Genomic DNA, 7,656 nt, shown 5'->3' on the forward strand with positions numbered 1-7,656 from the left:
CGCCTCTTGCCGTTGCAATCGATACCAGAACAACAGCCGTTGCAAGCCGTACGGCCGACATCTCGTATGACCTCGCGGAAGGGACGGCTCGCATGGCGGCGGTGGACTTGGCCGCTTACCTTGCCTACTTTGCCCTGCCCCCAAGGATTCGAGCAAGGACCGGATCCCAACGTTACTGGAGGTACAGGCATGAAACACATTTCGCGGCTTTTTGCGGCCACTTGCTTGGCGTTGATGGCCTGCCAGGGTGCGGTGGCGCAGGAGGAAAAGCCGGCGCCGATCCCGTTTGCCGGCGGCACGCTGACCGTCACGCAGGTGGAAGAATACGGCGAAAGAACGCTGGCCTTCGACGGCAAGGAACTCGCCAAAGCCTACTTCGTTTATTTCAACGGCATCGTCAAAGTCGGCGGCGTCGATGTCGCCATGTTCGACGTCGGTGACGGCGGCAATGCCTGCGGGCCGGCCAAGGTCATGGTGTGGAAGCAGGAAGGCAATGAAGTGCAGCAGGCAAGCATCGGCGAGGACGATTGCGGCGCGCCGCCCGCCGGCGTCAGCGACGAAGCGATCTATTTCGTGCCATGGCTGCTCCCCGGCGCCTCGGCCGACGTGAAGAAATGGTCGCCGCAGACCGGTTTCGCGCTGGCCGGGCATTTGACCTACACGCCCGACGCCGGCAGCGGCTGGACGGACCTCGATCCGGCGAAATTCGACAACATCATCGACGCCTTCCACAACGAGGCGGTCTACGGCGAGGCGAAAAAGCTTCTTGGCGACGGCCTGACCGACATGGCGACCAGCCTGCTGGTCGGCAGCGGCATCGAAAAAACCGCGTCCGGCATCGCCTATGCAAGAGGCTGCGTGCCGCATGCCTGCGGTCTCGGCGACGGCTTCATGGCAATCGATACCAAGGGCAAGAAGCTCTATTTCGCACGCCAGAACGAGAAGACCGGGCCGGATGCCTGGCCGGCCTTGAAGGACTGGCCGGGCGAATTGCGCGATGCCATGGACAAGGCGCTGGCGCCGCCGCAATAGGCTGCAGGAACAGAGCGTTTCAGGAAGGCTGCCCGACATGCGCAAACTGATCTCCACCGGCTCGCCATTCGAAAAGACGGCCGGCTATTCGCGCGCCGTGGTGCAGGGCGACTGGTGCTTCGTCTCGGGCACCACAGGCTACGACTACGCCACCATGACCATGCCTCAGACGGTGGAGGAGCAGACGCGCAACTGCCTTGCGACCATCGCCAGGGCGTTGGCCGAAGGCGGTTTCGAACTCGCCGACGTGGTGCGCGCGCATTACTACATCACCGATGCGGAATTCGTAGGCCGGGTATTCCCGATCCTCGGCAGCTATTTCGGTGAGATTCGACCGGCTGCGACGATGATCGTCTGCGGGCTGAACGAGCCGGAAATGAAGATCGAGATCGAGGTGACGGCGCTTCGCCGAACGGCAAGCGGTCGGGCATGAGCGTCCGGAGCATCATCGCCAACATCCCGTCATATCGCTGAGCCGCTTTCAGCTTGCACGCCGCACGCTTGGCGTTTAGCAAGACCGCGATTGAAAACTTTGTTTGGGACGGCTCTCATGGCATCGAAAAATCTCTTCCTCCTGCCCGGCGACGGCATCGGCCCCGAGGCGATGGCGGAGGTCAAGAAACTGATTGCCGCCATGAACGGCAAGATGGGCAGCGGCTTTACCACCGACGAGGGCCTCGTCGGTGGCTCGGCCTACGATGCGCACGGCCAGGCGATCTCCGATGCCGACATGGAAAAGGCGCTTGCCGCCGACGCCGTGCTGTTCGGCGCCGTCGGCGGCCCGAAATGGGATGGCGTGCCTTACGAGGTCCGCCCCGAAGCCGGCCTGCTCAGGCTGCGCAAGGACCTCGAACTGTTTGCCAATCTGCGCCCGGCCATCTGCTATCCCGCCTTGGCCGCTTCGTCGTCGCTGAAGCAGGAGGTGGTCGAGGGCCTCGACATACTGATCGTGCGCGAACTGACCGGCGGCGTCTATTTCGGCGAGCCCAAGCAGATCATCGACCTCGGCAACGGACAGAAGCGCGCCATCGACACGCAGGTCTACGACACGTTCGAGATCGAGCGCATCTCGGGCGTCGCCTTCGAACTGGCGCGCACCCGTGCCAACAAAGTCTGCTCGATGGAAAAGAACAACGTCATGAAGTCGGGCGTTTTGTGGAAGGAAGTGGTGGCGCAGACGCACAAGGCCAAATATGCCGACGTAGCGCTCACCCACATGCTGGCCGACGCCGGCGGCATGCAGCTCGTGCGCTGGCCCAAGCAGTTCGACGTCATCGTCACCGACAACCTGTTCGGCGACATGCTTTCCGACGTGGCGGCGATGCTGACCGGCTCGCTCGGCATGCTGCCTTCCGCATCGCTCGGCGCCCCCGATGCCAAGACCGGCAAGCGCAAGGCGCTTTACGAGCCGGTGCACGGCTCCGCGCCGGACATCGCCGGCAAGGGCATCGCCAATCCGATCGCCATGATCGCCTCGTTTGCCATGTGCCTGCGCTATTCCTTCAACATGGTGGCGGAAGCCGACCGGCTGGAGGCGGCGATCGCGGCCGTGCTCGACGACGGCCTGCGCACCGGCGACATCATGTCGCCCGGCAAGACCGAGGTCGGCACCACGGCGATGGGCGACGCCATCATCGCCAGGTTCCTCAACTGAACGGCCATATCGGCGGCCGGCCATCCGGCCGCCACAAAAGCTTGTTCGTTACCGGTTCAGTGAGCAATCGACCCGCAGTTGCGGCGTCCGCGCGCGGGACAGCAAACCTTGAGCGTCCAACCCACTCCTTCCGCGCTGCCCACTTCTTCCGCGCTGCTCGGCATCGCCTTGATGGCTGCGGCAATGCTGCTCGTCCCCACGGTGGATGGCATCGCCAAGGCGCTGAGTGCGGCGCACTCGCCGCTTTACATCAGTTGGGCGCGCTACGCTTTTTCCTGCATCTTCGTGCTTCCCTGGGCGCTCTCTCGCCAGGGAAAGAACTTCCTGCCGCGCGAAGAGTTGCCCGCGCATGCCCTGCGCACCTTCTTCGCCGCGGCGGCAATGTGCTGCTTTTTCGTCGCCATTTCCTTTGCGCCGCTGGCCGATGTGACCAGCGCCTATTTCGTTGGCCCGATCATCGCCGCGATCCTGTCCGTCATTTTGCTGGGGGAAGCGCTGACGGCCCGGAAATTGGCGGCACTGGCGCTTGGCTTCATCGGCACGATCATCGTCGTCAATCCGGCCGGCGGCATGAATGGCGGCCTTCTGCTAGGCGTCGCTGCCGGCGCGCTGTTCGCGCTTTACATGATCGCCACGCGCAAGGCGTCGCGCGCCAGCGATCCTGTCAGCACCCTTGCCTTCCAGTGCCTGTTCGGCTCAATCATCCTCGCTCCGCTGGCGATCTGGAACTGGTCGATCCCGGCGATGGACGAGCTTGGCCTGCTGGTCCTCATGGGCGCCATCTCGGCAGCGTGTCATTTCATGACCATCAGCGCCTTTCGCCACGCGGAAGCCTCACTGCTCGCACCCTTGTCCTATCTCGAACTGCTGGGAGCGGTCGCAGTCGGCTACCTGGTCTTCAACGACCTGCCGGGCATTCGAATAGCAGCGGGTGCGGCCCTGATCGTCGCGGGCGGGCTTGTCCTGGTTCAACGCGGCCAGCAAGCCAGGCGCATGCCCTGAAAATACCTATTCAGGCCGCTTTTTCAGCTTTTTGGTTTTCGGCGGGCCGGATTTTTCGAACTTCGGCTTGCCCGGCTTTGTCGCCCAGGGTTTCTGCTCGGCGGCAAATGCGGGCTTTTCGCGCTTCTCGAAGGCACGTTTCGGTGCCGTTTTGTTGAAGCCTTCCTTGTGGAAATTCCCCTTGCCGCGATGCGGCTTCCTGTCGGATGGCGGCGGAGCGTAACCGGCCCTGGTCAGGTCAGGCAGGGCGTTCAGCCGCTTGACCACAATATTTCCCTGCACCTTGCGGTCCGGCCCGATCGCCGCAACAAAACGGTCGGCACTGTCGGCGGCGATCTGCACGAAGCTTTCTTCCGGCTGCATCTTGATGGCGCCGATCTCGCGCTTGGTGATGCCGCCGGTGCGGCACAGCATCGGGATCAGCCAGCGCGGTTCGGCGTTCTGCCGGCGGCCCACCGACAGCGAGAACCAGACGCTGTCGCCGAAATCGTCGCGACGGCTGGGCTGTTCGTCGCGATAGGATCGCTCGCCCTTTTCGGCGGAAGGTTTGAACGGTGCCGGCTCGGACAGATATTCCGGCGCGGAACGCCCGGCGCGGCTGAACCGCAGGAAGGCTGCCGCCACCTGCTCGGCGCCATGTCTTTCGAGAAGGGTGGCGACGAATTCGCGTTCCTCGTCCCTTATAGGCTGGGTAAACGCCGGATCTTCCAGCATGCGCTCGTTGTCGCGCCGGATCACCTCGTCGGCCGAGGGCGGGCTCGCCCATTCGGGCGTGATGCCGGCATTTTGCAGCAGGCGCTCGGTGCGCCGGCGTGCGTGGTTCGGAATGATCAGCGCGCTGACGCCCTTGCGCCCGGCGCGGCCGGTGCGGCCGCTGCGATGCAGCAGCGTCTCGGGATTGGTCGGCAGGTCGGCGTGGACGACCAGTTCGAGATTGGGCAGGTCGATGCCGCGCGCGGCCACGTCGGTGGCGATGCAGACCTTGGCGCGGCCATCGCGCATTGCCTGCAGCGCGTGGCTGCGCTCGTTCTGGCTGAGTTCGCCCGACAGCGCCACCACCTGGAAATTGCGGTTGTTGAAGCGCGCGGTGAGATGATTGACCGCGGCGCGCGTGTTGCAGAACACCAGCGCGTTCCGGGCCTCGTAATAGCGCAGCACGTTGATGATGGCGTTCTCGCGGTCGGAGGGGAGAACCGAAAGCGCCCGGTATTCGATGTCGTGGTGCTGCTTTTCCTCGCCGGCGGCGGTGATGCGCACCGCATCGCGCTGATAGCCCTTGGCCAGCGTGGCGATGGCGCGCGGCACGGTGGCCGAAAACATCAGCGTGCGGCGGTCGGCGGGCGCCGCATCGAGGATGAATTCCAGATCCTCGCGAAAACCGAGATCGAGCATCTCGTCGGCCTCGTCCAGCACCACGGCCTTGAGTGCCGCCATGTCGAGCGCATGGCGGGTGATGTGGTCGCGCAGGCGGCCGGGTGTGCCGACGACGATATGTGCGCCCCGCTCCAGCGCGCGCCGTTCGGTGCGCATGTCCATGCCGCCGACGCAGGTGGCAACGGTGGCCCCGGTGAATTCGTAAAGCCATTCCAGTTCGCGCGCCACCTGCAAGGCAAGCTCGCGCGTCGGCGCGATGGCCAGCGCCAGGGGCGCGCCCGCATGAGAAAAGCGCGCCGCCCCGTCAAGCAAGGTCGGCGCCATGGCAAGGCCGAAGGCGACCGTCTTGCCCGACCCCGTCTGGGCCGAAACCAGCGCATCGGCTTGCCCGAGTTCGGAACCCAGCACGGCCTTCTGCACCGAGGTCAGTTCGGAATAACCCCGTTTTTCCAGCGCCTCGGCCAGCGCGGGAACGATACCTTCGAACATGTTCGTCTTCTTTCGGAGTTCTTGGCTTTTTTACGCGCCCGGCGACACAGCATCCACCGGCAGGACGTCGAGGCAAGCCATGCCAGCCAAACGATCTTGGCCGTTCGTACTTCGCGCCGCGCTGATTGTACAGGGTGCGCCCGATTGACTCTTGGCGCAAAGCGCGTAAAAGCCGGCTCCGAACAGGACATTCTTTCATGCGCGGCCTTTTGATGGCGCTTTTTGCATTTGACTTCCCTGGCCACAAGACGGCCGGAGGGGCTGTCGCGCGCCTGTCCTCGACCAAAACCACGGCCAAAAAAACGACCGCTACCACGGTCTGATCTCCCTTGGCCTGCTCGCCCTCTCCCCGGGTTCGCCACGGGGAGGCGAGACCCGCACTGGCCGGCGGGTTTCTCCAAGCAAAACAAGCGGAGAGCGACAGGAGATTTTTTCGATGGGTTTCAAGGTTGCGGTAGTCGGCGCCACGGGCAATGTGGGTCGCGAAATGCTCAACATACTGGAAGAGCGCGGCTTTCCGATCAGCGAGATCGTTCCGCTCGCCTCGCGGCGCTCGCTCGGTTCCGAAGTGTCTTTCGGCGACAAGACGCTCAAGACCAGGGTCCTCGACACCTATGACTTCTCCGACACCGATCTCGTGCTGATGTCGGCCGGCGGCAACGTTTCCAAGGAGTGGTCGCCCAGGATCGGCAAGCAGGGTTGCGTCGTCATCGACAACTCGTCGGCCTTTCGTTACGACCCCGACGTGCCGCTGATCGTGCCGGAAGTGAACCCGGACGCCATCTCGGGCTTCACCAGGAAGAACATCATCGCCAATCCGAACTGCTCGACCGCGCAGATGCTGGTGGCGCTGAAGCCCCTGCATGACGCCGCCACCATCAAGCGCGTCGTCGTTTCGACCTATCAGTCGGTTTCGGGCGCGGGCAAGGAAGGCATGGACGAACTGTTCACGCAGACCCGCGCCGTGTTCGTGGCCGACACCGTCGACGTGAAGAAGTTCACCAAGCGTATCGCCTTCAACGTCATTCCGCATATCGACGTGTTCATGGAAGACGGCACCACCAAGGAAGAGTGGAAGATGGTGGCCGAAACCAAGAAGATGCTCGACCCGAAGATCAAGGTCACCGCCACCTGCGTGCGCGTGCCGGTGTTCATCGGCCACTCGGAAGCCATCAACCTCGAATTCGAGAAGCCAATCACCGCCGACGAAGCGCGCGAAATCCTGCGCGAAGCGCCCGGCTGCCTGGTCATCGACAAGCATGAGGACGGCGGCTATGCCACGCCAATCGAAAGTGCTGGCGAAGACGCCACCTACATCTCGCGCATCCGCGAGGATTCGACCGTCGACAACGGCCTCAACATCTGGGTCGTTTCCGACAATCTGCGCAAGGGTGCGGCGCTGAACACGGTGCAGATCGCCGAACTGCTGATCGAGCGCGGCCTGATCACGCCGAAGCAAAAGGCGGCTTGAGTCTTCACTCACGGCATTTTCGCCGCTGTGCGGCTCCATGAGGGGCGCACCGACCGGCGCGGTTGCGGCTGCGGCCGCCCGCTCTCCTCGTCATTCGCGAGGAGAGCGCAAGGCGAGGGAAAGCACGAGCACGGTCAGGTCGCGCTTTGCTCGTGAAACGGGGACAATTCCATCCACCCGTCGTTCCTACCCCATCGCCAGCTCATTGTTCCCATTCACTTTCCGCAAAAATCTCTCACCACCCTTATCCACGCCCTCTCCACCTCTTCCATAATCCGTGCCATCGCTTCTGCGGGAAACTCGGTGCGCACCGGGTATCGAGGGGAAGCGTCGGTGCCGGATTGGTCGCATGACGTCCATAATCCGTGCCATCGCTTCTGCGGGAAACTCGGTGCGCACCGGGTATCGAGGGGAAGCGTCGGTGCCGGATTGGTCGCATGACGGTGTGCGGCTGGGCGATGAGCCCCCAAGTCCGGGCCTCGACTGGGCCAGCGGGCCGCATCAGGCGGCAGCGCCCCCCGGTGAGGCAAGACCACCGGACGGGTGGCCGCAAGGTCGCATTACTTACTAAACGAGCGTCCGAACGGCCGCCCGTCTTCCCGACCTCTCAATCGAGGTCCGTTCTTTGACAATG

General features: G+C 63.7%; 6 protein-coding genes. 5 read left to right on the top strand and 1 reads right to left on the bottom strand.

Annotated elements, in window-relative coordinates:
* Window positions 1-189 precede the first annotated feature (189 nt).
* The 4 genes from ASD64_RS07190 (at window position 190) to ASD64_RS07205 (ending at window position 3,688) form a co-directional block, all read left to right on the top strand.
* Window positions 190-1,032, top strand: coding sequence for a hypothetical protein (locus ASD64_RS07190; RefSeq protein WP_056102919.1), 843 nt, complete (start codon window positions 190-192; stop codon window positions 1,030-1,032).
* Window positions 1,033-1,069: 37 nt separating this feature from the next.
* Entirely contained in the window at window positions 1,070-1,465 is a 396-nt protein-coding gene (locus ASD64_RS07195) for a RidA family protein (protein ID WP_056102922.1), read from the top strand.
* 117 nt (window positions 1,466-1,582) lie between these two features.
* Window positions 1,583-2,686 (top strand): 3-isopropylmalate dehydrogenase, encoded by a 1,104-nt coding sequence (gene leuB, locus ASD64_RS07200; protein WP_056102925.1) that lies wholly within the window; start codon window positions 1,583-1,585, stop codon window positions 2,684-2,686.
* Between the two features lie 108 nt (window positions 2,687-2,794).
* The gene (locus tag ASD64_RS07205; protein WP_156460048.1) at window positions 2,795-3,688 is read left to right on the top strand and encodes a DMT family transporter; all 894 of its coding nucleotides are present in this window, start codon (window positions 2,795-2,797) and stop codon (window positions 3,686-3,688) included.
* 6 nt (window positions 3,689-3,694) lie between these two features.
* Here ASD64_RS07205 and ASD64_RS07210 read toward each other — a convergent pair whose 3' ends face one another.
* A complete protein-coding gene (locus ASD64_RS07210) occupies window positions 3,695-5,551 on the bottom strand; it encodes a DEAD/DEAH box helicase (protein ID WP_056102931.1) in 1,857 nt (618 codons plus the stop codon).
* Between the two features lie 436 nt (window positions 5,552-5,987).
* Here ASD64_RS07210 and ASD64_RS07215 point away from each other — a divergent pair, with 436 nt between their 5' ends.
* Window positions 5,988-7,022, top strand: a complete 1,035-nt coding sequence (locus ASD64_RS07215; protein ID WP_056102933.1) for an aspartate-semialdehyde dehydrogenase — start codon at window positions 5,988-5,990, stop codon at window positions 7,020-7,022.
* Window positions 7,023-7,656: the final 634 nt, after the last annotated feature.

This window comes from Mesorhizobium sp. Root157, assembly GCF_001427385.1.
In the GTDB taxonomy this organism is placed as follows: domain Bacteria; phylum Pseudomonadota; class Alphaproteobacteria; order Rhizobiales; family Rhizobiaceae; genus Mesorhizobium.

Excerpts from the sequence above, each read along its gene's own strand:
- ASD64_RS07190 (WP_056102919.1), top strand. The coding sequence starts at position 190 with ATGAAACACATTTCGCGGCTTTTTGCGGCCACTTGCTTGGCGTTGATG.
- ASD64_RS07195 (WP_056102922.1), top strand. The coding sequence starts at position 1,070 with ATGCGCAAACTGATCTCCACCGGCTCGCCATTCGAAAAGACGGCCGGC.
- leuB (WP_056102925.1), top strand. The coding sequence starts at position 1,583 with ATGGCATCGAAAAATCTCTTCCTCCTGCCCGGCGACGGCATCGGCCCC.
- ASD64_RS07210 (WP_056102931.1), bottom strand. The coding sequence starts at position 5,551 with ATGTTCGAAGGTATCGTTCCCGCGCTGGCCGAGGCGCTGGAAAAACGG.
- ASD64_RS07215 (WP_056102933.1), top strand. The coding sequence starts at position 5,988 with ATGGGTTTCAAGGTTGCGGTAGTCGGCGCCACGGGCAATGTGGGTCGC.